This window comes from Psychrobacter sp. 1Y4, from assembly GCF_051847555.1.
Map to the genome: position 1 here is coordinate 1 of NZ_JBPYDE010000431.1, position 772 is coordinate 772.

Genomic DNA, 772 nt, shown 5'->3' on the forward strand with positions numbered 1-772 from the left:
GGTATTCGCTCTGACTCTGATGCCTTAACCTTTGGCTATAATTTTAGACCGTGGCTAGATTACAGAATGCTGGCAGCAGGTGGTGATATCAAGCGTTATATCGCTGATACGGCGCGCGAGTTTGGTATTACTGAGCATATTCGCTACGAGCATGAAGTTCAGCAAATAGCATGGTCTAGCATTGATCAATTATGGACAGCAACCATAAAAAACCACGCCAGCGGAGAAGTGTTCATTAAGACGGCAAAGTTCGTGGTCGGTGCTACGGGCTATTACGACTATGAGCAAGGCTATCGACCTCATTTTGAGGGAGAAGAAGATTTCCGTGGTCGTATTGTCCATCCGCAGCATTGGGATGATTTAGATTATAACGACAAAAAAGTGGTCATCATTGGTAGCGGTGCTACCGCAATGACGCTATTGCCTGCGCTAGTGGACGAAGATAGTGAGCAGTGTGCGCGCCATGTCACGATGCTACAGCGGACGCCCACTTATGTGGCAAGCGTACCGGGCGATGATCATGCTATGGATTGGCTATCAGGCAAGTTCTCCCCTTTATCAAAAGAGCAAGCCTATACAGTACTGCGCGCCCGCAATGTACTGCGGCAGCAAGGGCTGTATAAATTAGCCACTCATGCACCCAAGCTGATGAAAGCAGTCCTAAAAGGCGGCGTGAAAAAAGAGTTAAAAGGTAGCGGCGTTGATGTCGCGCACTTTATGCCCGACTACAATCCTTGGGATCAACGCGTATGCGCTGTACCAGACAGTGACT

Annotated in this window: 1 protein-coding gene; it reads left to right on the forward strand. The window is 48.7% G+C overall.

Annotated elements, in window-relative coordinates:
* The coding region (locus ACS8FC_RS16780; protein ID WP_439297620.1) for a flavin-containing monooxygenase at positions 1 to 772 on the forward strand (772 nt) is incomplete at both ends.